Below are 23,436 nucleotides of genomic sequence, written 5' to 3'. Positions count from 1 at the left end.
CTGGCTGCCCGTGGCCCGGATGCCCAGCGGTTGCGGGGTGGGCAATGGCGGGAGCGCCTCGCTACCATGGCACCACACGGTCACACCTTGACATGACCTTGTCAGAATTGTGGACACCAGTGAACACCATGGCGAATGAACCCGAACTGCTGACGCTGGACCCTGCCGACGACGCCGTGCCCTATCCGGCCGTTGCTGCGTGGGAACCAAGGCGCCGAGCCAAGCGGCTGCGGCAATATCCACCGGTGCCCACGGCCTTCCCGGATATTGCAGTTCCGCTGCGTGGGGCGGGCACAGTGAATCTCGTGCCACAGTCGGCATTTTTAAAGTCCCACCCTTTTGCACAAGTCGTTACGGAGCGCACAATGTCCGCGAGTGTTCAATTTTCGGGGGACTCCATGCAAAAGCTTGATTTCTTTCGCGCACCGACCCGCACCAGCGCCACGCCGCTTTCGGGTTTGACCTCGAACGGGTTTGCCGGGGTATCCGCAACTCCACGGTCCGCCCACGCAGCGTTCCAGCATTCAGCCCCGCCGCTGCTCACGGCAGAGCGTCTGGACCGGTATGGCGCCCACTGGCTCCAATCCCTGTCCGTGACAGTACGTCCACTCATCACGGCCAAGCGCCACCCACATATCGTGAATAAATTCGCGATTCTCTGGGGTGATGAGGATGCGGTGAACGCCTATTTCGACGAATTGCTCATCAGCGCCCGGCCGGATCGCCGCGGGTTCGCGATGGAGGTGCTCGATGAGCTGGTCGAGCTGCAGCGCGCCGTGCAGGAACAGCGCCGCTTCTGAGCCGTTGCTGGGCCGTTGCTGGGCCAGCACCCGCCGTCTGGATGGGCGCAGATCGATCCACATAAGCCCACATCGGCGCAATTTGGCTCAGATTCCCTTGAACAGATGGGCATACACCCGGCTCACCGGCAAGGTCTCGCTGCGCTGGCGGAGTATCACGCTGAGCTTGCCCTGTTCATCGCGCACCGCTCGGGAAATGCAGCGGGTCTGCACCAGAATGCTGCGGTGAATTTGCCAGAAGCGCCTTTCATCCATTTGAGTGATTAACTCGCGCAGGGACATCCGGATCAGATGTTCCCGGTCGGCGGTCAGCACGCGGACGTATTTGTCCGCTGCCTCGAAATAGACGACATCGTCCACCGGCACCATCTCCACGGTGTGCCCGGTCTGGACGGTGAGGTAGTCCAGATGGGCTGGCTTGCCTTCTGGCTGGGCGGCGCCGGGCGTGGCGAGCAGCGCCTGCAGTTGGCGCGCGACGGCCAGCAGATCGCCCTCGCCGGGGCGGTGGGTGGCGTCGCGGCGGCCGAGCTGCTGCTGCAACCGCTGGCAACAACTCTGTAACCGCCCGGGGTTCAGCGGCTTGAGCAGGTAGTCCACCGCCTGCAGCTCGAACGCCTGGACGGCGTGCTGGTCATAGGCGGTCACGAACACGAGCAGGGGGAACGGCGCGCCCGGATCGGCTGGCCAGTCTTCGGCCAGCGCGCGCGCCACCTCCAGCCCGGTCAGGCCCGGCATCCGGATGTCGAGGAAGCACACGTCCGGCCGCAGCGCGAGCGTCCGGTCCAGCGCCTGCACACCGTTGGTGGTCAGGGCCACGATCGACAGTTCGGGCCAGACCGCGGCCAGTTCGGCACGCAGGTGTGCCGCCAGCAGCGGTTCGTCTTCGGCGATCAGGGCGGTGCGTGGGGTCATGGGGTCGGTGCGGTGGCGTCGGTGGGGAAGGGCAGTTCGATGCGCGCCAGGGTGCCGGCCGGGGTGCCGCCGGCCGTGTCGGTGCGGGTCAGGCCGAAGCTGGCGTCGGCGCCGTGGAGTGCGGACAGCCGCTCGCGTACCTGCGTCAAGCCGAAGCCCGCGCCGGAGGACACGGCGGCGGCCACGCCCGGCCCGGCCCCGCTGTCGAAGACCTCCAGCCGCAGCCGTGCGCCGTGGGCGCCGTCGATGCGGCTGGCGCTGATCCGCAGGACGCCGCCCTCGACCGCGGGTTCCAGCCCGTGGCGAACCGCGTTTTCGACCAAGGGCTGCAGCAGCAGCGCGGGCACCGGCACCGCCGAGAGGTCCGGCGGCAGCACGAATTCGGTCTGCAGCCGCTCGCCCATCCGCACGGTCATCAGGGCCAGGTAGGCGCGCAGGCGGTCGAACTCGGTGTCCAGCGGATGGGTGGTGCTGCGCGAGCCTTGCAGCGTGCTGCGCAGGAAGGCGATCAGGTGGTCCAGCATGGCCTGCGCCTGTGGCGGATCGAGGGCGATCAGCACCCGCAGGTTGGCCAGCGTGTTGAACAGCATGTGCGGCTCCAGTTGGCTTTCCAGCAGCTTCAGCCGGTGTTCGGCCGCGGTGCGCAGGGCGGATTCGGCCTCGGCCCGGCTGGCGGCCAGTTCACCCTGGGACTTGAAGAAGAAGGTCGCGGCCAGCCCGAGCGCCAGCGACACCAGCAGCATCGCGGCGTTGGGCCGCCAGTTGCCGAGGTCGGAGCGGTAGCCGGTGATCCAGTCGCCCAAGGCGTGGCCGCCGAGGTAGGCGACTGGCACGCCCACCGCAATGCATGCGCCCATCCAGCCCCAGCCGGGCCAGCCGTGGCCTGCCGGGGCGTCGTCTGGCGATTGGCGGCGGATGACCCAGGCCGCCAGCAGCCGGCCACCGTCCAGCAGCAGCTCGCACAGCACCCCGATGGCGAGCGAGTAGACCAGGTTGTCGAGGAAGCGCCCGTGGCCGATCAGCGTCAGCGCGAGCGAGATCGCGAAGGCCAGACCGAGCGTGAGCAGGGTATGGCGCAAGACCGTGGCGGGCCAGTCGTGCAGGGAAGCCGGGCGGAGTGTCATGGACGGCGTTGTAGCAGGCTTGGCGGGTCAGAAACTGCGCGTCAGGGCCACGGCGCCGGTCTGGCGCAAGGGCGTGTGGCGCAGCGCGGCGCTGGCCGGACCAGCGAACACCCGCCACACGGCCTCGGCGCGCCACTGGTCGCCTTGCCAGCGCAGCCCGGCACCGGCGACACGCCCGCCGTCCGCTGGCTGCCAGAGCACGTCGGCCGAGAGCTGCCACGCCCCGTGCTCCCAGGCGAGCCGGGTGTAGACGTTGCGGCGCGCCACCGACGCGCTGGCGAGTCCGTCGTGCCAGACCTCGCCGAGCGCGGTGAGGTGCGGGCCGCCCGTCCAGGTGGCGCCGAGCAGGCTCTGGTGCCGGTGGAGTGCCGGCAGCCAGCGGGTCGAGGCATGGAGTTCCACCGCGTCCGAGGCGACCCAGGCCAGCGCCGCACCGAGGTTGCCGCCCGTCGCCAGACTCCAGTGGCCGTGGGCATGGAGGTCCAGGGCGCCCAGTCGGCGGTAGTGGCGCAGGGCCAGCGCGCCGTCCGACGGGCTGCGCTGCGGATCGACCCAGACGAGGCTGGTGGCGTCGTCCGCGCCGAAGTGCTCGACCTGCACCACGCTGCGGCCCTGCGGCGTGGCGGCCAGCAGCGGGCGGCGCTCTTCGCGCTGCACCACGTCGTTGGGCCGGAACGCCTGGCCGACATCCCAGCCGAGGATGCGGCGTCCGGCGCTGAACTGCCAGTCGGCGCTGCCCGTGCTGGCGTACAGCGCGTTGACCCGTGCGGAGTGGACCGGGTTGGCGTCACCGTCGCCGCGTTCCACGGCGAGCACTGCGTCGGCATGGAGGGCCAGCCCCAGCGGCAGGCGCTGGTCGGTCTGCAGATCCAGCGTGCTGCGCCAGCGGCTGCGCGGCGCGAAGGCGGGCGCCGGGCCGAGCGGATTGGCGAGCCGCCATTCGCGGACGGTCTGCCACTCGCCCGTGACGCCGGGCGGAGACTGCGCTGCAAGGTCCGTGCAGGCCATGGCCGCGAGCACGGCGGCGAGGCTGGGGCGGAGCGTGGCGGGCGAGAGGGGCTTGTGCATCGCTTGCTCAATCCAGCGTCGGGTTGCGGGCCAGCGACATCGGGTTGAACCACGATTCGGGCACGGTCCTCTTCTCGCGGCTGGTGTAGCGCACGCGGGTCTCGCGGTGGTGGCCGAGCTGGTCCTGCAGCACCATCTCGTCGATCTGCGTCGGCCGTTCCGCCGAATCGGCGATGAAGCGGGCCTGCTTGGCGAGCTTGTCGGACTGCAGGTAAAGATCGGCTTTCAGCGGCAGGTGGCGCTCGCGGCCCAGCCACAGCTCGATGCGCTGGTAGCTCACGCCGGGCCGCTGTGCCGCCAGGCTCAGGTGCCAGCAGGGCGCGGTGTCACAGCGTTCCTCGCCGACCAGGGTGGCACGGTAGTCCTCGCTCCAGCGCAGCGTGGCGATGTCGCCAGTGGAGGCGTCGCCCAGCAGTTTCTGGCTGGGCGTGATCCGCATCGGGCGCTGCGTGCCGGGCATCAGCAGCCAGAAGTCGTCACCGACCATCAGCACTTTCTGGCCCTGTTCGGCCGGCGAGCGCATCAGGACCAGCGAGCGCCGCCCGGTGCTGGTGTGGACGGTGTAGAGGCGCTCCTTGTCGGGCGTGCCGTCGGACTTGAAGGTGTTGACGCGGGTGTCGATGACGAGGTGTTCGTCGCTGACGCGGAAGTGGTCGGCGTCGGCGAGCAGGCGGGTGACATCCGGATCGGCGGCGCGGGCCGGGACCACGAGGGACAACGACAGGGCGGCGATGAGCAGGGGCAGCGGGCGGAACATGGCGTTTCTCCTGGGGGACATTTCAGACATGGGCCAGCGCATCGACCACCGGCCGGCGCACCGTCCTGCGTGCCACCAGCGCCGAGGCCAGCATGACCAGCGCGAGCATCCCGAGCAGCGTCGCGGCGCACAGGTCCGCATGCAGGTCGATCACCAGCGGATAACCGACCGTGCGGCCCGGCGGCGGCGGCATCTCCACCGGGAACAGCAGCAGCCCGACCGACACCGCCACCGCGGTCAGCGCCCCGAGCAAGCCGCCCGCACCGCCGAGCACCAGCCCTTCGAGCGCGAGGCTGCGCACGAGTTGGCTGGGCAGCGTGCCCAGCGCCCGCAGCGTGCCGATCTCGCGGGTGCGCTCGATGACCGCCATCGCCATCGCATTGGTGACGACGAAGACCACGATCACCCCGAGGATCAGCCCGAGCGCGCCGAAGATCCGGTTGTAGAGCGCCCGCACGCTGCGGTAGAACGGCGCCTGCGCTTCCCAGGTCCGCACCGCGAGCGTGCCGAGTGCGGGCTGCAGCCGCTCGCGGGCCGGCAGCGTGGCCTCCATCCGGTCCAGGAACACGCCCAGGCTCGACACCTTGTCCGTGACCAGCAGCGCCTGCGCGGTGGCAACATCGGTGTAGACCAGCCGCTGGTCGATCTCGGCGATGCCGGTGGTGACGACGCCGGCCACTTGCACGTCGCGGGCGTTCAGTGCGCCGGCGGTCGTGCTCACCAGCAGGGTCAGCGCGCTGCCCGCGTCCGCCTTGAGGCTGCGCGCCAGACCGGCGCCGAGCATCACCGTGTCGCGGTCGTTGCTGGCGAGCACGCGGCCGGATTGCACCGTGAGGAACGGGCCTTTCACCGCGAACTCGGCGTCCGGCGCGATGCCGACAGCGGTCATCACCGTCGATTTGTCGCCATTGCTGATCAAGCCGCTGAACTCGACCCGCGGCAGCACCTGCCGGACGTGCGGATCGGCGAGCAACTGGCGGGTGAGGGCCTCGGCGCCGCTCAGGCCGTGTTGCAGCGGCACGTCCTCGTCGCCGTCGAACTGGGCGGGCTGCGCGACGACGAGGTGGCCGGTGGTGCGGGCGGCGGCCTCGGCCAGCCCGCGGTAGGTGGATTGCGCAAAGCCGCTGGCGATGAGGATGGCGGCGGTGCCCAAGGCGGCGATCGAGACCGTCACCAGGGAGCGGCGCCGGTTGCGCAGCGTGTTGAGCCACGCAAAACGCAGCCAGGGCAGCCACGGCAGCGCAGAAAGCAGGGTCAGGGGCAGGGCGTTCATGGCTGGATCACTCCGTCGAGCAGTGCGATCACGCGGTCACAGCGCCGGGTCAGGCGGCCGTCGTGCGTGGCGATGAGGAAGGACGCGCCCTCGCGGTGGCCGAGGTCGCGCATCAGGTCGAGCATCTGCTCGGCGGTGTGCGAGTCGAGGCTGGCGGTGGGTTCGTCGGCGATGACCAGTGCGGGCCGCTTCACCAGCGCCCGCGCGATGGCCACCCGCTGGCGCTGGCCGCCGGAGAGCGCGTCGGGCCGGTGCTGCGCGTGTTCAGCCAGCCCGACCGCGTCGAGCATGGCGGCCACCCGCGTGCGCCGCTCGGCCGTGGGCAGGCCGGCGAGGAACAGCGGGTAGTCCACGTTCTCGGCCACGGTCATCACGGGCACGAGGTTGAAGCCCTGAAAAATGAAGCCGATCGTGTCGCGGCGCAGCAGCGTGGCGGCGTGTTCGGCACGGGCATCGACCACCGCGCCGCACAGCCGGATCTCGCCCGCGTCCGGCGCGTCGATCAGTCCGGCGAGGTTCAGGATCGTGCTCTTGCCGCTGCCCGATGGACCCGTCAGTGCGACCATCTCGCCCGCCGCCACGCCCAGATCGACGCCCTGCAGCGCAGGCACCGTGTGCGTGCCCAGCCGGTAGGTCTTGCGCACGCCGCGCAGTTCGATGACGGCGGCGGCGCTCATGGTGCGGCCTTCGCGGCGATCTTGCGGGCGGCTTCCTGGAACGCGGCGGGCGTGCCGGCATAGGCCGGATGCTGCATCACCTCGTCGAGCAGGCGCCGGCCGCGCTCGCCGCGGTGGAACATCGACGGCAGCGCGAGGAAGGTGCCGGCGGCGGTGAGCTTGGTTTCCAGTGCGACCGGCACACCGCGTTGCAGCACGGTGTCATGGGCTGGCGTGAGCAAGGCCAGCGCCTTGTCGATCTGCGCCAGCCCGTCCTCGGCGTAACCCATCTTTTTCCAGGGCAGCCACGTCGTGCGCGCCTGCATCGAGGTGGCGGCGCCGGCGTAGGCCAGCAACAGCGGGTCGAGCGGTTGCTGGCGGCTCAGCGCGGTGAATTGCGTGGCGGCGGAGGTGGTGGCTGCCGCGTCGCCGTCGCTGGCCTGCCGGAAGGTGGCGACTGCGCTGGCGAAGTCGGCGGACCAGGCTGGCAGGGCGAGGGTGGCGGCCAGCACGATCTGGCTGGCGACGAGGCAATGGACGAGGTGGCGGCGCTGCATGGCGGTGGATCTCCCGGAGGGTGGACGGTGACGATGGCGTCATGGTCCGGGAGACGTGCGGCAGATGCAGCCGGTTTGCGACGAATGGGGGCTGGCGGTCGCGAACGGTCGCCTTCAGATTGGCCAGTCCAACCTCGAAATCCTTGCCGACCATCTGGTCCATGCTGACGAAGACGCCGATCACCTTGGAGAGGAACGGCATCGGTCCCTGCAGGGTCCATGTCACCGCGGTGGCGCCGTTCTGGGGCACCAGGGTGAAGGTCGCGGTGTTGTGCGCTTCGAAAGGGGCGAGGAAATCAAGCTGGAGGTCCACGCTCGACACCGGGCGGGCGGAGCGGATTTCCATGCGTCCGCTGCCAACGTCCCGGTTGCCTTCCCAGGCATAGACCGCGCCCTGGCCGCTGGCGGCGCCACTGAAACGGCGCTGCATCGCGGGATCGCGCTTCTCCCACGGCGACCACGCACTCCACTGGCGGAAGTCGGCCAGGTAGGGGTAGATCTTGTCCGGTGGTGCCTGGATGTGGACGGCACGCTCGACCACGAAGGTGTCAGGTTGGGTGCTGGCGTAGCCCAGCAGGCCGAGGAGCGCCGCGGCGATCCCCATCAACAGCATCTTGAGCATGGCGCACTCCGGGCAGCGGCGCGGCGGCTTGCCGCGACCCGATTCTGACGCGGATCCGTGGCCGTGCAGTTCGTGAGAAACCCGGCGGTACCGGGTCGCCCAGTATGTGCAATGGGTTCAGCGGCGGCGGCCGGTGCTGCCGCCCAGCAGCGAGCCGAGCACGCCGCGCACGATTTCCCGGCCCACCGATGAGCCGACCGTGCGCACCGCCGACTTGGCCATCGTCTGCACCAGCCCATCGTGGCGGGCGCCGCGCGGGCCGGTCGAGCCGAACAGCAGCCCGCCGAGTGCGCCGGTCAGCATGCCGCCGAACCCACCACCACCGGCTTCCTCCGCCGCCGCACGGGCGCCGTCGGCCACCGACTTGCCCGCTTCACCGCGCAGGTTGTCGCCCGCGTCGGACGAGGTCGCGGCGCGGCCCTTGAGCTTCTCGTAAGCCGATTCGCGGTCCACCGCTTTCTCGTAGACGCCCGCCACCAGCGAGCCGTCGCGCAACTGCTGGCGCTGGGCGGCGCTGATCGGGCCGATCTGGCTGCCCGGCGGCAGCACGTAGACGCGCTCGGTGACGCTGGGCCGGCCCTTGGCGTCGAGCAGGCTGATCAGCGCTTCGCCGACGCCCATTTCCGTGATCGCGGCGGCGATGTCGAGCTTCGGGTTCGGGCGCATCGTGTCGGCCGCCGACTTGACCGCCTTCTGGTCGCGCGGCGTGAACGCGCGCAAGGCATGCTGCACGCGGTTGCCGAGCTGGCCGAGCACGGTTTCGGGGATGTCGAGCGGGTTCTGCGTCACGAAGTACACGCCCACGCCCTTGGAACGCACCAGGCGCACCACCAGCTCGATCCGCTCGGTGAGGGCGGCCGGCGCGTCCTTGAACAGCAGGTGCGCCTCGTCGAAGAAGAACACCAGCTTCGGCTTGTCCAGGTCACCGACTTCGGGCAGCGTTTCGAACAGCTCCGACAGCATCCACAGCAGGAAGGTCGCGTACAGCCGCGGTGCGTTCATCAGCTTGTCGGCGGCGAGGATGTTGACGACGCCCTGGCCGTCCACCGTCTGCATGAAGTCCTCGATCGACAGCATTGGCTCGCCGAAGAACTGGTCGCCGCCTTGCTGGTCGATCTGCATCAGCCCGCGCTGGATCGCGCCGACGGACGCCGCGCTGATGTTGCCGTACTCGGTCTGGAACTCGCTGCTGTTGTCGCCGACGTACTGCAGCATCGCCCGCAGGTCTTTCAGGTCGAGCAGCAGCAGGCCGTTGTCGTCGGCGATCTTGAAGACGAGCTGCAGCACGCCCTGCTGCGTCTCGTTCAGGTTGAGCATGCGCGCCAGCAGCAGCGGCCCCATGTCGGAGACAGTGGCTCTCACAGGGTGGCCCTGTTCGCCGAACACGTCCCACAGCGTGGCCGGGCAGGCGCTCCACTCGGGTTCGCTCAGGCCACGCTCCTGGAGGATCTGCGCCAGCTTGCCGCCGAGCTGGCCCTTCTGGGCGATGCCGGTCAGGTCGCCCTTGATGTCGGCCAGGAAAACCGGGATGCCCAGGCGCGAGAAGCTCTCGGCGAGCTTCTGCAGGGTGATCGTCTTGCCGGTGCCGGTGGCCCCGGTGATGAGGCCGTGGCGGTTCGCCAGTGCCGGCAGCAGGTGACATTCGATGTCGCCATGGCAGGCGAGCAGGATCGGCTCAGTCATTTTTGTGTCTCCGGGTCGGGCGCGCAGCGCGGCAAAAGTAAAATGGCAGTCTAACGAACTCAGCGCACGCAAGCGTACCCAGGAGCATTCATGGCCGGTCATTCCAAGTGGGCCAACATCCAGCATCGCAAAGGCCGCCAGGACGAGAAGCGCGGCAAGATCTGGACCCGCATCATCCGTGAGATCACGGTCGCTGCGCGGCAAGGTGGCTCCGACATCGGCACCAACCCGCGCCTGCGTCTGGCCATCGAGAAGGCCAAGGCCGCCAACATGCCGGCGGACCGCATCAAGTACAACATCGACAAGGCGTCCGGCAACCTCGAAGGCGTCAACTACGAGGAGATCCGCTACGAGGGCTACGGCATCGGCGGCGCGGCCATCATCATCGACACGATGACCGACAACCGCGTGCGCACCGTGGCCGAGGTGCGCCACGCCTTCAGCAAATACGGCGGCAACCTCGGCACCGATGGTTCGGTGGCCTTCCAGTTCAAGCACTGCGGGCAACTGGTGTTCGCGCCGGGCACCGACGAGGACAAGGTGATGGAAATCGCGCTGGAGGCCGGCGCCGACGACGTGATCACCGACGCGGATGGCGCCATCGAGGTGCTGACCGCGCCGCCGGAGTTCGAGGCGGTCAAGGCCGCGCTCGAAGCGGCGGGTCTGGTGGCGGAAATCGCCGGCGTGACCATGCGGCCCGAAAACGCCATCGCGCTGGCAGGCGACGAGGCCCAGCGCATGCAGAAACTGCTCGACATCATCGAAGACCTCGATGATGTGCAGGATGTCTTTCACAACGCCGAGCTGGGCGAGTGACAGGGCAGGATTCCGAGGCGGGGACCGGACACCACGGGTATCCGGGTTCAGTGTTCAGACAAAACGATGATGAAGAAAGTCCTATGAAAGTTCTCGTGATTGGCGGCGGTGGCCGTGAACATGCACTGGCTTGGAAGCTGGCCCAATCCCCCCGCGTCCACAAGGTGTTCGTGGCGCCGGGCAACGGTGGCACGGCGCTGGATCCGCGCATGGCGAATGTGCCGATCTCGGACGTGGCCGCGCTGGCCGACTTTGCGCAATCCGAGAAGATCGGCATGACGGTGGTCGGCCCCGAGGTGGCGCTGGCGGCGGGCGTGGTGGACGAGTTCCGCGCGCGGGGTCTGCGCATCTTCGGCCCGACCCAGGCGGCCGCGCAGCTCGAAAGCTCCAAGGCCTTCGCCAAGGACTTCATGAAGCGCCACAAGATTCCCACGGCGGCCTACGAGACCTTCAGCGACGCGGCGCAGGCGCATGCCTATGTCGATCGCATGGGGGCGCCCATCGTCATCAAGGCGGACGGGCTGGCGGCGGGCAAGGGCGTGGTCGTGGCCATGTCGCTCGACGAGGCGCACCAGGCGGTGGACTGGATGCTGCTCGACAACAAGCTCGGCGTGCAGCACAACGCCGACGGCGCCCGCGTGGTGATCGAGGAGTTCCTGGTCGGCGAGGAGGCCAGTTTCATCGTCATGGTGGACGGCCGCAACATCCTGGCCCTGGCCACCAGCCAGGACCACAAGCGCCTGCTGGACGCCGACCAGGGTCCGAACACGGGCGGCATGGGCGCGTACTCGCCGGCCCCGGTGGTCACGCCCAACATCCACGCCAAGGTGATGCAGGACATCATCCGCCCGACGGTGGACGGCATGCGCCGCGACGGCATCCCCTTCACCGGTTTCCTCTACGCCGGTCTGATGATCGACGCCAAGGGGGGCGTGAAGACGCTGGAGTTCAACACCCGCATGGGCGACCCGGAGACGCAGCCGATCATGATGCGGCTGAAGAGCGATTTCCTGCAGGTGCTGCAACACGCCACCGACGGCACGCTGGACCAGGTGACGCTGGACTGGGACCGCCGGGTCGCGCTCGGCGTCGTGATGGCCGCTGCTGGCTATCCGCTCGATCCAAAGAAGGGCGACACCATCCGCGGCCTGCCGGCAGAAGCCGAAGACTGCAAGGTGTTCCACGCGGGCACCGTGACCGGAGCGACCGGTGGCGTCGTGACCAGCGGCGGGCGGGTGCTGTGCGTGACGGCGCTGGGCGACTCGGTGCGCAATGCGCAGCAGCGCGCCTACGAGGCGACCGAGACCATCCAGTACGCTGGCATGCAGTACCGCCACGACATCGGCTACCGCGCCATCAAGCGCACGGGCACGGGCGCCAGTGTCGGCACTGCCACCCCCCAGGGCTGATGCAGTGGACGCGCTGAGCAACGCCGAGGTCCGGGCCTACCTGACGGGCCTGCAGCAGTCGATCTGCGACGCCGTGGGGGCCGAGGATGGACAGCCGTTCATCACCGACGCCTGGGAGCGTCCGCCCGGCGGCCAGCTCGAAGGCGCGGGCATCACCCGGCTGATCGAGAACGGCGCCTTGCTGGAGCGCGGTGGGTGCGCGTTCTCGCAGGTGCGCGGTGTGGCGCTGCCCGCCTCGGCCACGCAGCACCGGCCGGAACTCGCCGGCGCGCCGTTCGAGGCGATGGGCGTGTCGCTGGTGTTCCATCCGCGCAACCCGCATGTGCCGACGGTCCACATGAACGTGCGCATGCTGTCGGCCACGCCCACCGAAGGCCCGCTCGCCGGCCAGACCGTGCGCTGGTTCGGCGGCGGCATGGACCTGACGCCGTACTACGGCGTCGAGGAGGATGCGGTCCATTTCCACCGCGCCTGCCGCGATGCGCTCGACCCGCACGATCCGGCGCTCTACCCGCGCTTCAAGGCGTGGTGCGACGACTACTTTTTCCTGAAACACCGCAACGAGCCGCGCGGCATCGGCGGCATCTTCTTCGACGACTTCTCGGCCCTCGGTGCGCAGGGCAGCTTCGCGGTGCTGAAGGACGTGGGCGACGCGCTGCTCAAGGGCTGGCTGCCGATCGCGCAGCGCCGCCGCGAGACACCCTACGGCGAGCGCGAGCGCGATTTCCAGGCGTACCGGCGTGGGCGCTACGTCGAGTTCAACCTCGTCTGGGACCGCGGCACCCTGTTCGGCCTGCAGTCGGGCGGGCGCACCGAGTCGATCCTGATGTCGATGCCGCCGCAGGTGATGTGGCGCTACCAGTGGGCCCCCGAACCAGGGACACCGGAGGCACGGCTCTACAGCGATTTCCTGCGCCCGCGGGACTGGCTGGGCATGTCGGACGCGTGTGGCGATGGCCGCTGAACCGCGGCGCATCGGGCTGTACGGCGGGAGCTTCGACCCGGTCCACACGGCCCACCGCGCACTCGCCGACACCGCCCTGCGGCAGCTCGCGCTGGACGAGTTGCGCTGGATTCCCGCCGGTCAGCCGTGGCAGAAAACCCGCCGTCTCGCCCCCGCCGAACACCGCGCCGCGATGGTCGGGCTGGCAATCGGCGACAATCCCGCTTTCGTGCTCGAAAAGTGCGAGGTCGAACGGCCCGGTTTCAGCTATACGCTGGACACCGTGACCACCCTGCAGCAGCGAGAACATCGCCCGGCGCAGTGGTTTCTGGTGATCGGTCAGGACCAGTTGCACAACTTCTGCACCTGGCATGGCTGGACCGAATTGCTGCAGCGGGTGACGCTGGCAGTGGCGGGGCGCGCAGGCGTTCCCGTGCAGGCCCCGACTGAACTGATGAACACCGGACACCGCATCGTGGCACTCGACATGCCGTCGATGGCGGTGTCCTCGACAGAGCTGAGAACCCGGTTGGCCGCAGGCGAGCCGGCCCTTTCACTGGCGCCCCGGATGGTGGCGCCCGACGTGGCGCGCTATATTGATCGCCACGGGCTGTACCGGCCCCACCATCCACACCCTGGTTTTTCTCCTCAATCCTGAATCCTCTGGAACAAGAACGGCGCTGAATGGACATCCGCAAGCTGCAACGCACCATCGTCGATGGACTCGAAGATGTGAAGGCCCAAGACATCGTGGTCTTCAACACCGAACACCTCTCGGCGATGTTCGAGCGCGTCGTCATCGCCTCCGGCACGAGCAACCGGCAGACCAAGTCGCTCGCCGCCAGCGTGCGCGAGAAGGTCAAGTCGCTGGGCGGCGACGTCCTGAGCGTCGAGGGCGAAGACAACGGGGAATGGATCATCGTGGACTGCGGCGCGGCCGTGGTGCACGTGATGCAACCCGCCATCCGCCAGTACTACCACCTCGAAGAGATCTGGGGCGGCAAGCCGGTGCGCCTGAAGCTCGCCAGCGCCACGCAGGGGCTGGTCAAGGCTTCGCGCGACGAGGACGAAGACGAGGACGACGCCCCGGCGGCACCCGCCCGCAAGGCCGCGCCGCGCAAGCGTTCGTCGTCGGCATCGGAAGCGGCTGCGGACCTGAAGAAGCCGGTGGCCAAGAAGGCACCGGCACGCAAGACCGCAGCGACCACCGGCACGGGCACGGGCACCTCCGCCCGCAAGGCCCCGGCCCGCAAGACGGCCACCGGTGCAACGGCCACTGCAACTCCGAAGCTCAAGACCATCGTGGTCAACGCGCCCGACCGCGAGCGCAAGCCCGGCACCCGCAAAAAGGCTGCGCCCGCCAAGCGCACTTGAGCTGCGTCGGCCCTTGAAGCTCCACCTCGTCGCGGTCGGCCAGAAGATGCCGGAGTGGGCAGAGACGGCCTACGCGGACTACGCCAAGCGTTTTCCACCAGACTGCCGTCTCGAACTCAAGGCGGTCAAGACCGAGCCGCGCACCAGCGGCAAGCCGGTCGAGGCGCTGATGGCGGCCGAGCGGGTCCGCATCGAGGCGGCGTTGCCCAAGGGCGTGCGCCGCGTCGTGCTGGACGAGCGCGGCACCCGCGTCACCACCGTGGCGCTGGCCGAGCGGTTGACGGCCTGGCAGCACGATGGCCGTGACGTGGCGCTGGTCATCGGCGGACCCGACGGACTCGACCCCGCCCTGCGCAGCGGCGCCGACGAGCTGCTGCGCCTGTCGGACCTCACCTTGCCGCACGCCTTCGTGCGCGTGATGCTGGCCGAGGCGCTCTACCGGGCGTGGTCGGTCACGGTCGGCCACCCTTACCACCGCGAATGAACCGGCGCTGATCCCGCCGAGCCGACGATGACCCGCTGGATCTACCTCGCCTCGCAAAGCCCGCGCCGCCGCCAGTTGCTCGACCAGATCGGCGTGCGGCACGAGCTGCTGCTGCCTGGCCCGGACGAGGACGCCGAGGCGCTCGAAACCGTGCGCCCGAACGAAGCGCCGCGCGCCTACGTGCAGCGCGTGACGCTGGCCAAGCTGGACGCCGCCCGTGCCCGCCTGCAGCGCGCCGGTCTGCCCGCAGCGCCGATCCTCTGCGCGGACACCACCGTGGCGCTCGGCCGCCGCATCCTCGGCAAGCCGGCCGACGCCGACGAAGCACGCGAGATGCTCGGCGCGCTGGCGGGCCACGAACACCGCGTCCTCACCGCCGTGGCCTTGGCCGATGGCGCGCGCGTGCTGCAAGCACTCAGCGTGTCGCGGGTGCGTTTTGCGCCTGTCGATGCCCAGCGCATTGCCGCCTACGTCGCGACCGGCGAACCGATGGGCAAGGCCGGCGCCTATGCGATCCAGAGCGGCGCGGCGGCCTGGGTCGAGCGGATCTCCGGCAGTTATTCGGGCATCATGGGATTGCCCTTGTTCGAGACCGCCCGGCTGCTGAGCGCAGCAGGCTGGACCCTCTGAACCCACAAGAAAAAACAACGGAAACGTCCCATTCCATGCAAGACATCTTGGTGAACTGGTCGCCGCAGGAGACGCGCGTGGCCATCGTCGAACACGGCGCGGTGCAGGAGCTGCACGTCGAGCGCACGCTGGAACGCGGCCTCGTCGGCAACATCTACGCCGGCAAGGTGGCCCGCGTGCTGCCGGGCATGCAGAGCGCCTTCATCGACATCGGGCTGGAGCGTGCGGCTTTCCTGCACGTCGCCGATGTGCAGGTCGCCGGCCAGACCGGGCGCGGCCACCACGGCGACAACACCCCCATGCCGCCGATCGAGAAGCTGGTCTACGAGGGCCAGACGCTGGTGGTGCAGGTCATCAAGGATCCCATCGGCACCAAGGGCGCGCGGCTGTCCACGCAGGTCAGCGTCGCCGGTCGGCTGCTGGTGCATCTGCCGCAGGACGACCACATCGGCATCTCGCAGAAGATCGGCTCGCACGAACTGCGCGAACAACTGCGCCAGCGCATGGGCGTGCTGGTTGGCAACCGGGACACGGGCGGCGGCGGTGGCTTCATCCTGCGCACCAACGCGGAAGACGCCACCGACGATGCGCTGGCCGAGGACATCGCCTACCTGCGCAAGACCTGGGTCACGGTCCGCGCCGCTGCCCTGAAGTCGCCGCCTGGCTCGCTGCTGCACGAGGATCTGAATCTGGTGCAGCGCGTGCTGCGCGATCTGGTGGACGAGCGCACGGCGACCATCCGCATCGACTCCGGGATGCAGTTCGACGCGCTGCGCCGCTTCGGCCAGCAGTTCACGCCGAGTTCGGTCAACCGCCTGCAGCACTACAAGGGCGAGCGGCCGATCTTCGACCTGTTCAGCATCGACCAGGAAATCGAGAAGGCACTGGCGCGGCGCGTCGATCTGAAGTCGGGCGGCTACCTCGTCATCGACCAGACCGAAGCGTTGACGACGATCGACGTGAACACGGGCGGCTACGTCGGTGCCCGGAACTTCGACGACACGATCTTCAAGACCAACCTGGAGGCGGCGCAGGCCATTGCGCGGCAGTTGCGACTGCGCAACCTGGGCGGGATCATCATCCTCGACTTCATCGACATGACCCGCGCCGACCACCAGGAGCAGGTGGTGTCGGAGCTGCGCAAGCAGTTGGCGCGCGACCGCACCAAGATCACGATCAGCGGCTTCACGCAGCTCGGCCTGATCGAGATGACCCGCAAGCGCACCCGCGAATCGCTGGCGCACATGCTCTGCCAGCCGTGCCCGACCTGTGGCGGGCGCGGGCAGGTGAAAACCCCGCGCTCGGTCTGCTACGACATCCTGCGCGAAATCCTGCGCGAGGCGCGGCAGTTCAACCCGAAGGAGTTCCGCGTCATCGCGTGTCCTTCCGTGATCGAGATGCTGCTTGACGAGGAAAGCACGCACCTGGCCGGTCTCAGCGATTTCATCGGCAAGCCGATTTCGCTGCAGGCGGAGGCCGCGGTGAATCCGGAGCAGTACGACATCGTGCTGATGTGAGGCAGGGACTGGTCAGCGGCTGCCTGCGCTGGTCTTGAACAGGTTGCGCAGTGTCCGGTGCCCCTGCTTCAGGGCCTGTGTCTGCTGCGGGTAGATCCCGTGCAGCGCCTTGCGCAGCCGCCACCAGAACGGCGCGTCCCGGTGTTCGCGCACGAGCTGCCAGCGTTGGGCATCGGTGGTGGACTCGCCCAGGGCGTGCAGATAGGCCATGCGGGCGAGTTTGGTACCGATGTGGCGCTGCACGAGCGGCACGCAACCCAGGATCTGCGCATCGGCGAGCAACTGCCGCATCTCGGCCAGCTCGCGCCGCCGTTGCCGCTGCGTCCACCGCAGCAACGCTTCCGGCGACTCGAACGCGGGCTTCATCGAGGTGCCACCGCGGCGGTAATGCACCAACGGCGCGTCCACCGTGACCGCACCCCCCATGGCGATGGCCCGGAACACCATGATCTGGTCCTCGTAGAACACCTGCGGGTCGAGCGGGCCGACCTGCTCCATCAGGCGCCGGGTGAAGGCGTGGGTGGCGCCGATGATGTAGGGGCGCTTCTCGGCCCACTGCGCCAGCGAGGTCCACTGGCCGAGGTCGTCCACGCGGAGCACGCCGTGGAGCTGCCCCTGCGGGTCCATGTCGAGGACGTGGCTGGCGACCAGATCGGCGCGCCGGCCGGTGGACTCCCAGGCCGCAAGCAGGCGCTCGACCCGGTCCGGGGTCGAGAAATCGTCGGCGGCCATCGTCACCAGCAGCTCGCCCCGGGCCAGGCGCACCAGGTCGTTGTAATGCTGCCCGATGCCCAGGTTGGTGGCCGACTGGCGCACGCTGACCTGGTGCGGGCCGCGGTAGGCGGCGGCCACGGCCTGCAATGCCTCGAACGTCCCGTCGGTGGAGTGGTCGTCCGACAGGAGGATCTCGTAAGGGCCGCCACGCTGCGCCAGACAGGCTTCGGCCGAGGCCCGCACCCATTGGATCTGCTGGTAGGCCAGAAAGACGATGGTGACGAGCGGGGCAGGACTGGAACTCATGCAGGTGCGGTGGTGCGCGGTGGACGGGGTACGCGGCCCATCAGGAAGAACTCGTCGTTGGGCCGCATGTTGACCAGGTTGGCCATGCGGTTGGACAGGCCGAAGAACGCGGTGATGCCGCCGATGTCCCAGATGTCCTCGTCGCTGAAGCCGTGGGCATGCAGCGCGGCGTAGTCGGCGTCGCCGAGGGCGGCCGAGTCGAGGCAGACCTTGAGCGCGAAGTCGAGCATGGCCTTCTGGCGCGGGGTCAGGTCGGCCTTGCGGTGGTTGACCGCGACCTGGTCGGCGATGAGTGGGTTCTTCTCGATGATGCGCAGGATCGCGCCGTGGGCCACCACGCAGTAGAGGCAGCCATTGGCGCCCGAGGTGGCGACGACGACCATCTCCTTTTCGCCCTTGGTCAGGCCCGAGGGGCGCAGCATCAGCGCGTCGTGGTAGGCGAAGAAGGCGCGGCATTCGTCCGGCCGGTGCGCGAGCGCGAGGAACACGTTCGGCACGAAGCCGGCCTTGTCCTGCACGGCGAGGATGCGTTCGCGCAAGTCCTCGGGCAGTGCCGCGAGGTCGGGCACGGGGTAACGGCTGATGGGGGCGGGGGTGGTGGGCATTTGCCGCATTCTCCGGTGGCGGTCTGAATCAGGTCTGAAATTGCAGGGCGTGCAGGCGCGCGAACAGGCCACCGCGGGCGAGCAGTTCCGCGTGGGTGCCTTGCTCGACCACGCGCCCGCCGTCCAGCACGACCACCCGGTCGGCGCGTTCGATGGTGGAGAGCCGGTGGGCGATGACGATGGCAGTGCGCCCGACCATCAACCGCTCCAGCGCCGACTGCACCAGCCGCTCGGACTCGGAGTCCAGCGCCGAGGTGGCCTCGTCCAGGATCAGGATGGGCGCGTCCTTGTAGATCGCCCGCGCGATGGCCAGCCGCTGGCGCTGGCCACCGGACAGGCGCTGGCCGTTGTGGCCGATGCCGGTGTCGATGCCTTGGGGCAAGGCCGCGGCGAAGTCGTGCAGGTTGGCGGCGCGCAGGGCGGCTTCGACCCGCGGCCGGTCCACGTCCTGGCCCAGCGCGACGTTGGCGGCCACGCTGTCGTTGAACAGCACGACATCCTGGCTCACCAGCGCGAACTGCTGGCGCAGGGCGGTGACGCGCCAGTCGTTCAGGGGCGTGTCGTCGATGCAGACCGTGCCGCTCGTCGGCTCGACGAAGCGGGCCAGCAGGTTGATCAGCGTGGTCTTGCCGGCGCCGGACGGGCCGACGAGAGCGACGACCTGGCCGGCCGGGATGTGCAGGTCCACGGACTGGAGTGCCGGGGCATTCTGTTCGCCGTAGGTGACGCAGACCTGCTCGAAGCGGATCTCGCCGCGCGCACGGCCGGGGTCGAAGGTGCCGTCGTGCTCGACCGGCGCCTCGTCGATCAGCGTCATGCCGCGCTCCAGTGCCGCCAGACCGCGCGTGATCGGCACCGCGACTTCGGACAGCCGCTTGATCGGCGCCACCAGCATCAGCATCGCCATCACGAAGCCGACGAAGCCGCCGACGGTCTGGTTGTCGTGGCCGCTCTGCCACAGCGCGGTGACGATGACCGCCGACAGCGCGATGGCCGCGAGCACCTGCGTCAGCGGGGTCATCGTGGCGGCGGCGGCGACCGATTTCATGGCGATGTGGCGCATCTCCTCGCTCATGCGCAGGAAGCGGGCGGTTTGGTGCTGCTGCGCGCCGTGCATCCGCACCACGCGCCACGCCTGCACGTTCTCCTCGACCGTGTAGGCCAGCTCGTCGGTGGCCTGCTGGCCCTGGAGGGTCAGCTTGTGCAGCCGGCGGCTGAGGTTGCGCATCACGAAGGCCACGGCCGGGAACAGCACCGCCACGAACAGCGTGAGCTGCCAGTTCATCCACAGCAGGTAGCCCAGCAGCGCCACCAGCGTCAGCAGGTCGCGCAGCAGCGTCAGACCGGAACTCGACAACTGCAGCGCGCCGGACTGCACCTCGTGCGCCACCATGTTGGTCAGCGTGCTGGCCGAGTGGTGGGCGTAGAGCTGCGGGTGGGCGTCCATCAGCCGGCCGAAGAGGGCGGCCCGCATGGCCTGCGTGCCGCGGTAGGCGACCCAGGCCAGCGTGTATTGCCCGACATAGCCCGCCGCCCCCCGCAACGCGAACAGCCCGATGATCGCCACCGGCACCTGCCACAGCGCAATGCCGGCCGTGCCTTGCTTGAAGCCGGAGTCCAGCAGGCGCTGCATCAGGCTGGGCACCATCGGCTCCGTGGCGGCCACGACCACCGTGCAGACCGCCGAGACGATGAAGCCTGAGCGGCTGGGGGAAAAGTACGGCCAGATGCGGCGCAGGCGCTGGAGCAGAGAGTTCATCGAGGCGGACGCGGGCTGTGGGCGATTCTGAAGAGCGGGGTCGCCGCAGAGGCGCGATTATCAGCGCAGCCGGGTTGTTGCCTACAATCCAGCCAGCTTGGTGGTGCAGGCGGCACTTGCCGTACCGCACCTGACGACTGATCTCTTTGAATGTGGCTTGAATGCAACGATCAAACCCGGATGCACTGGTGGACCGGCGGCTGTTTCTCCAGCGCAGCGTGGGCGGGTGTGCCGCGTTGGCGGGGGTGCTGCCGGCGGCGGCGCAGTTTCGCGTGGAGATTTCCGGCATCGGCGCGGTGCAGGTGCCCATCGCCATCGTGCGCTTCAAGGACGAGGACAAGGCGCTGCAGCCGGTGTCGCAGATCGTGCGGGCCGACCTGGAGCGCAGCGGCCTGTTCAAGCTGGTGGCCACGCCGGCCGACAGCCTCGACGAGACCGCACGCCCCGTCTTTGCCGACTGGCGCAGCCGCAACAGCGACGCGCTGGCCGCCGGCTCGGTGACGCGGCTGGCCGATGGGCGCTACGACCTGCGCTACCGGCTGTGGGACGTGGTCAAGGGCACCGAGCTGATCGCCCAGTCGCTGGCGGTGCCCAAGGAAGACCTGCGCCTGGCTGCGCACCGCATCGCCGACGACATCTACCAGAAGCTCACGGGCGAGCGCGGCGTGTTCTCCACCCGCATCGCCTACGTCTCCAAGGGCGCCGGCCGCTACACCCTGTTCGTGGCGGACGCGGACGGCGAAGGCTCGCGCTCGGCCCTGAGCAGCGCGCAGCCCATCATCTCGCCCGCCTGGTCGCCGGAGGGCAACGAGCTGGCCTACGTCTCGTTCGAGACCGGCAAGCCGGTGGTGTACGTGCAGGACGTGCTCAACGGCCGCCGGCGCACGGTGGCCGAGTTCCGTGGCTCCAACAGCGCGCCGGCCTTCTCCCCGGAGGGCACGCAACTGGCCGTCACGCTGACCAAGGACGGCAACTCCGAGATCTACGCCATGGGCCGTCAGGGCGACAATCTGCGCCGCCTCACGAACGCGCCCGGCATCGACACCGAGGCGGCGTGGTCGTCCGACGGCAAGTCGATCTACTTCGTCAGCGACCGCGGCGGCGGCCCGCAGGTCTACCGCATGGGCGCGTCCGGCGGCAACGCCGAGCGCGTCACCTTCAGCGGCAACTACAACATCAGCCCCGCCCCCAGCCCCGATGGCCGCTACCTGGCCTACGTCAACCGCAACGGCAGCAACCAGTTCCGTCTGCAACTGATGGACCTCACCTCGGGAACTGTCACCGCACTCACCGACACCAACGACGACGAAAGCCCGAGCTTCGCACCCAGCAGTCGGCTCATCATCTACGCCAGCCGCGCTGGCGGACGTGATCTGCTGATGACCACCACGCTCGACGGCACCATCAAGGCCCGACTCAGCCCGCCCCAGGCGGAGGTGAGAGAGCCGGTCTGGGGGCCTTACAGCCGCTGACCAGGGCGTGTGCCGCCCGTGTGTCCTTGTTTTTTCGAGTTGTCCGATTTATCCGAGTTGTCCGATTTGTCCGACCCCACCGTTTCTGGAGCGATTCCATGTCCTCTTTCCTGAATGGCCGCGCTGTGTGGCTGGCCGCCTTTGGCGCGGCTGTGCTGGTGCTGACCGGCTGTGCGTCGAACACCCGCGTCGAGCCGCCGGCGCCCGTTGAAAACCGCCTGACCGCTGCCGCTGGCACAACGGCCACCGTGGCCCCGAACGCCAACGCCAGCGCCACCACTGGACAAGCGGCCCAGTCCACGGTCACGCCGATCGATGTCACCCGCAATGACGCAGCCGCCAACGCGGCCGGCCGGGTCGTGTACTTCGACTTCGACAGCTACGTGGTCAAGGATGAATTCCGCGGCGTGGTCGAAGGCAACGCACGCCGCCTGAGTGCCGACCGCAAGCGCCGCGTCCTGATCGAAGGCCACACCGACGAACGCGGTGGCCGCGAATACAACCTGGCGCTGGGCCAGCGCCGCGCGGAAGCGGTGCTCAAGTCGCTGACGCTGCTGGGGGTGCAGGACAGTCAGACCGAGGCGGTGAGCTTCGGCAAGGAAAAGCCGGCTGTCGCCGGGAGCAACGAAGCGGCCTGGGCCAAGAACCGCCGTGCCGAGCTGAAGGACCGCTGAGATGCGCCGCGCCCAGCCCCTGAAACTGTCCACTCTGACCGCCGCTCTGGTGCTGGTCACGTCCGCGCTTTGGCCGATGGCGGCCAGTGCGGGCCTCTTCGACGACGAGGAGGCCCGCAAGGCCATCGTCGATCTGCGCAGCCGGTTCGAGCAGTCCCAGCGGGCGGCGCAGACGGAAGAGAACGAACGCAAGGCGCTGGCCGGCGTGGTGGCCGAGCAGGCCGAGCAGATCAACGTGCTCAAGCGCAGCCTGCTGGACCTCAACGGACAGATGGAAACCCTGCGCACGGAGATCGCCAAGCTGCGTGGCGCCGACGAGCAGCTCGCCCAGGGCAACAAGGATCTGGCCCGCGAACTCGCCGACCTGCAGCGCAAGTACAAGGACATGGTGGCCACCATCGATGACCGCATCCGCCGCCTGGAGCCGCAGCGCGTCTCGCTCGACGGCAAAGACGCCGTGGTCGATGCACCGGAGAAGAAAGCCTACGACGAGGCCATCGGCATCTTGCGCAAGGGCGAGTTCGCCAATGCGGCGACGGCGCTGGCGGCGTTCCAGAAACGCTTCCCGTCGAGCGCCTACAACGGCCATGTGCAGTATTGGCTGGGCAATGCGCTGTACGGCAAGGGCGAGGTCAAGGAGGCGATGGCCATCTTCCGCACCCTGGTCACTTCGACGCCGGACCACCCGCGGGCGTCCGAGGCGCTGCTGGCGCTGGCGAACTGCCAGATCGAGCTGAAGGACAGCAAGGGTGCGCGCAAGACCCTCGAAGAGCTGATCGCGAACTACCCGCAGTCCGAGGCAGCGCAATCCGGGCGCGAGCGCATCAAGCAGCTCAAGTGACGTGACGCCTGTGACCCTTGCCGCGGTGGATGTACAACTGCTGACGGCCCAGGTGCTCTGGGCCGTTTTTTCTTTGGCCTTCGCGCTGGGCGTGCTGGTGCGCCAGACGCATTTCTGCACGATGGGGGCGGTGGCCGACATCGTCAACCTGGGGGACTGGAGCCGGATGCGGATGTGGGCGCTGGCCGCCGGGGTGGCGGTGGCCGGCTTCAACGGCATGGTCGCGCTGGGGTGGGTGCAGGCGTCGAACACCGTGCATGGCGGGCCGCGCTGGCTGGTTGGCTCGGCGCTGGCGGGCGGGCTGCTGTTCGGCGTGGGCATGGTGCTGGCGGCGGGGTGTGGCAGCAAGACGCTGGTGCGCGTGGGCGGCGGGAGCCTGAAGTCGCTGGTCGTGCTGCTGGTGATGGGGCTGACGGGCTGGGCGACGCTGCGCGGGCTGA

24 protein-coding genes and 1 pseudogene are annotated in these 23,436 nt (G+C 68.9%); 13 read left to right on the top strand and 12 right to left on the bottom strand.

Annotated features, from left to right (window positions below):
• Positions 1 to 92: 92 nt before the first annotated feature.
• Positions 93 to 800, top strand: coding sequence for a hypothetical protein (locus tag QZW52_RS09780; RefSeq protein WP_293997942.1), 708 nt, complete (start codon positions 93 to 95; stop codon positions 798 to 800).
• An 87-nt stretch (positions 801 to 887) separates the two neighbouring features.
• On the opposite strand, the gene QZW52_RS09775 is transcribed toward QZW52_RS09780, so the two are convergent.
• The 9 genes and pseudogenes from QZW52_RS09775 to QZW52_RS09735 all read right to left on the bottom strand — a co-directional run bounded on the left by QZW52_RS09775 (position 888) and on the right by QZW52_RS09735 (position 9,452).
• Entirely contained in the window at positions 888 to 1,712 is an 825-nt protein-coding gene (locus QZW52_RS09775; protein WP_293997940.1) for a LytR/AlgR family response regulator transcription factor, read from the bottom strand.
• Complete coding sequence (locus tag QZW52_RS09770) at positions 1,709 to 2,836, bottom strand: sensor histidine kinase (RefSeq protein WP_293997937.1); 1,128 nt, start codon at positions 2,834 to 2,836, stop codon at positions 1,709 to 1,711. The genes QZW52_RS09775 and QZW52_RS09770 overlap by 4 nt, the downstream gene beginning before the upstream one ends.
• A 27-nt stretch (positions 2,837 to 2,863) precedes the next feature.
• Positions 2,864 to 3,904, bottom strand: coding sequence for a hypothetical protein (locus tag QZW52_RS09765; protein WP_293997935.1), 1,041 nt, complete (start codon positions 3,902 to 3,904; stop codon positions 2,864 to 2,866).
• 7 nt (positions 3,905 to 3,911) lie between these two features.
• Positions 3,912 to 4,661 carry an outer membrane lipoprotein-sorting protein gene (locus QZW52_RS09760; RefSeq protein ID WP_293997932.1) on the bottom strand — a complete coding sequence of 250 codons (750 nt, stop codon included), beginning with the start codon at positions 4,659 to 4,661 and terminating at the stop codon, positions 3,912 to 3,914.
• 22 nt (positions 4,662 to 4,683) lie between these two features.
• On the bottom strand, positions 4,684 to 5,934 hold the full coding sequence (locus QZW52_RS09755; protein WP_293997929.1) for an ABC transporter permease: 1,251 nt from the start codon (positions 5,932 to 5,934) through the stop codon (positions 4,684 to 4,686).
• A complete protein-coding gene (locus QZW52_RS09750; RefSeq protein WP_293997927.1) occupies positions 5,931 to 6,611 on the bottom strand; it encodes an ABC transporter ATP-binding protein in 681 nt (226 codons plus the stop codon). Before QZW52_RS09750 ends, QZW52_RS09755 begins: the two co-directional genes overlap by 4 nt.
• On the bottom strand, positions 6,608 to 7,147 hold the full coding sequence (locus QZW52_RS09745; protein ID WP_293997964.1) for a hypothetical protein: 540 nt from the start codon (positions 7,145 to 7,147) through the stop codon (positions 6,608 to 6,610). The genes QZW52_RS09750 and QZW52_RS09745 overlap by 4 nt, the downstream gene beginning before the upstream one ends.
• Before the next feature lie 163 nt (positions 7,148 to 7,310).
• A pseudogene (locus QZW52_RS09740) lies at positions 7,311 to 7,751 on the bottom strand (SRPBCC family protein); the annotation flags it as partial.
• A 135-nt stretch (positions 7,752 to 7,886) separates the two neighbouring features.
• Positions 7,887 to 9,452: a helicase HerA-like domain-containing protein gene (locus tag QZW52_RS09735; protein ID WP_293997925.1), complete on the bottom strand. Its 1,566-nt coding sequence runs from the start codon at positions 9,450 to 9,452 to the stop codon at positions 7,887 to 7,889.
• A 90-nt stretch (positions 9,453 to 9,542) separates the two neighbouring features.
• Here QZW52_RS09735 and QZW52_RS09730 point away from each other — a divergent pair, with 90 nt between their 5' ends.
• The 8 genes from QZW52_RS09730 (at position 9,543) to rng (ending at position 16,625) form a co-directional block, all read left to right on the top strand.
• Positions 9,543 to 10,268: a YebC/PmpR family DNA-binding transcriptional regulator gene (locus QZW52_RS09730; RefSeq protein ID WP_293997923.1), complete on the top strand. Its 726-nt coding sequence runs from the start codon at positions 9,543 to 9,545 to the stop codon at positions 10,266 to 10,268.
• Between the two features lie 83 nt (positions 10,269 to 10,351).
• Entirely contained in the window at positions 10,352 to 11,677 is a 1,326-nt protein-coding gene (purD, locus tag QZW52_RS09725; protein WP_293997920.1) for a phosphoribosylamine--glycine ligase, read from the top strand.
• Positions 11,678 to 11,690: 13 nt separating this feature from the next.
• Positions 11,691 to 12,641: an oxygen-dependent coproporphyrinogen oxidase gene (hemF, locus tag QZW52_RS09720; protein WP_293997961.1), complete on the top strand. Its 951-nt coding sequence runs from the start codon at positions 11,691 to 11,693 to the stop codon at positions 12,639 to 12,641.
• The gene (nadD, locus tag QZW52_RS09715) at positions 12,631 to 13,278 is read left to right on the top strand and encodes a nicotinate-nucleotide adenylyltransferase (RefSeq protein WP_293997918.1); all 648 of its coding nucleotides are present in this window, start codon (positions 12,631 to 12,633) and stop codon (positions 13,276 to 13,278) included. The genes hemF and nadD overlap by 11 nt, the downstream gene beginning before the upstream one ends.
• Before the next feature lie 26 nt (positions 13,279 to 13,304).
• Positions 13,305 to 13,994 (top strand): ribosome silencing factor, encoded by a 690-nt coding sequence (gene rsfS, locus QZW52_RS09710; RefSeq protein ID WP_293997916.1) that lies wholly within the window; start codon positions 13,305 to 13,307, stop codon positions 13,992 to 13,994.
• Between the two features lie 13 nt (positions 13,995 to 14,007).
• Positions 14,008 to 14,478: a 23S rRNA (pseudouridine(1915)-N(3))-methyltransferase RlmH gene (gene rlmH, locus QZW52_RS09705; protein ID WP_293997913.1), complete on the top strand. Its 471-nt coding sequence runs from the start codon at positions 14,008 to 14,010 to the stop codon at positions 14,476 to 14,478.
• Between the two features lie 27 nt (positions 14,479 to 14,505).
• Positions 14,506 to 15,108 carry a Maf family protein gene (locus QZW52_RS09700; RefSeq protein WP_293997910.1) on the top strand — a complete coding sequence of 201 codons (603 nt, stop codon included), beginning with the start codon at positions 14,506 to 14,508 and terminating at the stop codon, positions 15,106 to 15,108.
• Positions 15,109 to 15,143: 35 nt separating this feature from the next.
• Entirely contained in the window at positions 15,144 to 16,625 is a 1,482-nt protein-coding gene (rng, locus tag QZW52_RS09695; protein ID WP_293997907.1) for a ribonuclease G, read from the top strand.
• Between the two features lie 12 nt (positions 16,626 to 16,637).
• On the opposite strand, the gene QZW52_RS09690 is transcribed toward rng, so the two are convergent.
• The 3 genes from QZW52_RS09690 to msbA are packed head-to-tail and all read right to left on the bottom strand — an operon-like array spanning position 16,638 to position 20,009.
• Entirely contained in the window at positions 16,638 to 17,645 is a 1,008-nt protein-coding gene (locus QZW52_RS09690; RefSeq protein WP_293997904.1) for a glycosyltransferase family 2 protein, read from the bottom strand.
• On the bottom strand, positions 17,642 to 18,250 hold the full coding sequence (locus tag QZW52_RS09685; protein ID WP_293997902.1) for a peroxidase-related enzyme: 609 nt from the start codon (positions 18,248 to 18,250) through the stop codon (positions 17,642 to 17,644). Before QZW52_RS09685 ends, QZW52_RS09690 begins: the two co-directional genes overlap by 4 nt.
• Positions 18,251 to 18,278: 28 nt before the next feature.
• Positions 18,279 to 20,009, bottom strand: coding sequence for a lipid A export permease/ATP-binding protein MsbA (msbA, locus tag QZW52_RS09680; protein ID WP_293997899.1), 1,731 nt, complete (start codon positions 20,007 to 20,009; stop codon positions 18,279 to 18,281).
• A 161-nt stretch (positions 20,010 to 20,170) separates the two neighbouring features.
• On the opposite strand from msbA, the gene tolB reads away from it, so the two are divergent.
• The 4 genes from tolB to QZW52_RS09660 all read left to right on the top strand — a co-directional run.
• Entirely contained in the window at positions 20,171 to 21,481 is a 1,311-nt protein-coding gene (gene tolB, locus QZW52_RS09675) for a Tol-Pal system beta propeller repeat protein TolB (protein ID WP_293997896.1), read from the top strand.
• A gap of 98 nt (positions 21,482 to 21,579) precedes the next feature.
• Positions 21,580 to 22,155, top strand: a complete 576-nt coding sequence (gene pal / locus QZW52_RS09670; protein ID WP_293997893.1) for a peptidoglycan-associated lipoprotein Pal — start codon at positions 21,580 to 21,582, stop codon at positions 22,153 to 22,155.
• A 1-nt stretch (position 22,156) separates the two neighbouring features.
• On the top strand, positions 22,157 to 22,996 hold the full coding sequence (gene ybgF / locus QZW52_RS09665) for a tol-pal system protein YbgF (RefSeq protein WP_293997890.1): 840 nt from the start codon (positions 22,157 to 22,159) through the stop codon (positions 22,994 to 22,996).
• Between the two features lies 1 nt (position 22,997).
• Positions 22,998 to 23,436 (top strand): YeeE/YedE thiosulfate transporter family protein (locus QZW52_RS09660; RefSeq protein WP_293997887.1); only part of this gene is annotated, 439 nt, incomplete at its 3' end.

Source organism: Sphaerotilus sp., assembly GCF_013299175.1.
In the GTDB taxonomy this organism is placed as follows: domain Bacteria; phylum Pseudomonadota; class Gammaproteobacteria; order Burkholderiales; family Burkholderiaceae_C; genus Sphaerotilus.
The sequence above is the reverse complement of the archived record's forward strand: the minus strand, read 5'-3'. Positions and strand labels throughout refer to the sequence as shown.